The sequence below is a fragment of the Undibacterium sp. Di27W genome, from assembly GCF_049340345.1.
Lineage (GTDB): Bacteria > Pseudomonadota > Gammaproteobacteria > Burkholderiales > Burkholderiaceae_D > Undibacterium.
In genome coordinates, this window is sequence record NZ_JBMPOS010000062.1 from 1 (window position 1) to 1,773 (window position 1,773).

Genomic DNA, 1,773 nt, shown 5'->3' on the forward strand with positions numbered 1-1,773 from the left:
AATTCCCGTGTTCATTGCTCCAGTTTAAAGGACCATATTGGTCCTTTTTTTACTGTATTAGCCGCGCTATCTTCAAACGAGATTACGAAATCTCACCAAAGCGATATCCAAGTCCATGAAGTATATACCTCAGATATAGGGAAATTCGCGAACACATGGGGCTGCACTGTGAATCTCAATCGACAGTAACTGCTATAAGACAACCGCACTGCTAATTTGCAATCATGTGGAACTCATCAAAACTGGTCTGCAATTTTTTGATTTCGAAATTTAGAGAGCGTGGGTGCAGAGTTTAAAGCCATGTCTTTATCGGATGCCTACGGGGTGTGGGCGATCAGGCCGTAAGCCTCGGGCTTTCCACTTACGCTGGTCAATCGGTTCCGCTGACGGTATAAAAAATTCATTCTGGCTATGATGGCATCACTGATGTAAACACTATCAGTGAAATGTGACTGAGGCATCCTGCTGGATTTTTCATGGAAGGTGCCTTTTAGGAACGTAATTTCCCCGTGAGTTTTTAATACCTTTTTTGAGAGAGACATCATGACTATCAATAACAATACAGTGACGGACGCTACGAATGCACAGCCCCAAAACAGCGGATCTACTGGCAACAGTGCGCCAGATCGATTTGATGCATCCGAACGCGATATCGCTAAAGGCGATGACGCCCAAACAGCCGCTAACGAGAATTTGCTCGAAAACGATGGCCTGGACGATGCTGATAGTGAGTCCACGTCAAATTCAGAAAATAATCCTGAAAATTTGGACAATCAGAACGATCGCTAACCAGACTGCGAAAGCTAACTGGCTATGATGTCGTAGCGCTGAATCGAACATGAAATGGCAGCCGCTATCTTTCATGTTCGATGTTTGCTTTTGGTCTTGCTTTAGAAAATCTCTTCATGTGGTTTCTCGCACAGAAGAAAGATAGGAACTGGTAGATTATTAACTCCTTGATAAAAATTCGCTGTTTGATTCTCCTGGCTGAGGGAATCAATGACATGTTGTACTAACGATCAAGGAGCAAAGCGATGGAACAAAAATGGCCTCAAAGAATTTGGTTGGTGCGGCATGGTCAAAGTGCAGGTAACGTGGCGCGGGACGCAGCAGAGGCAGAGGAGCGTTTGCGTATCGATATTGCTACGCGTGATGTCGATGTACCCTTATCTGAACTTGGTGAACGCCAGGCGGATGCAATGAGCACGTGGTTTGCGACATTGCCAGCAGATGAACGGCCCAACGTCGTACTGTATTCCCCTTATATCCGTGCCCGAGCAACAGCAAATTGTGTCATAGATCGCTTAAGCAAATATGACGTGTTTGCTGCACAGGCGGATGAGCGCTTACGAGAAAAAGAATTCGGCATTCTTGATCGTCTGACTCCATTGGCCATACGTCAGCAATATCCTGAACTTGCTGAACAACGTGCTCATGTGGATAAGTTCTATTTCCGTCCGCCCGGTGGCGAAAGCTGGTGTGACGTCATTCTGCGGTTGCGCTGCGTACTAGATACCGTTTCCCGTGAATACAGAAAAGAGCGTGTACTTATCGTTGCGCATCAAGTTATCGTCAATTGCTTTCGTTATCTTTTGGAGCGCATGGATGAAGACGCCATCCTCAGCATAGACCGTGCTGGTGATGTACCCAACTGTGGCATAACAGAATACCGGTTTGATACAAGTTCAGGGAAGAATGGCAAGTTGGTCAGGGTGCAGGCAAACTTTGTTGCACCACTTGTCGAAACAGGTACGCCTGTCACAAGCAAGCCTG

At 46.2% G+C, this 1,773-nt stretch carries 2 protein-coding genes; both read left to right on the top strand.

Features of this window, described 5'->3' with window-relative positions; genetic code table 11:
* Positions 1 to 543 precede the first annotated feature (543 nt).
* On the top strand, positions 544 to 789 hold the full coding sequence (locus tag ACO0LF_RS31215; protein ID WP_423021266.1) for a hypothetical protein: 246 nt from the start codon (positions 544 to 546) through the stop codon (positions 787 to 789).
* A 245-nt stretch (positions 790 to 1,034) separates the two neighbouring features.
* Positions 1,035 to 1,773, top strand: a 739-nt coding sequence (locus tag ACO0LF_RS31220; RefSeq protein WP_423021268.1) for a histidine phosphatase family protein, incomplete at its 3' end; no start/stop codon positions are given.

Excerpts from the sequence above, each read along its gene's own strand:
- ACO0LF_RS31215 (WP_423021266.1), top strand. The coding sequence starts at position 544 with ATGACTATCAATAACAATACAGTGACGGACGCTACGAATGCACAGCCC.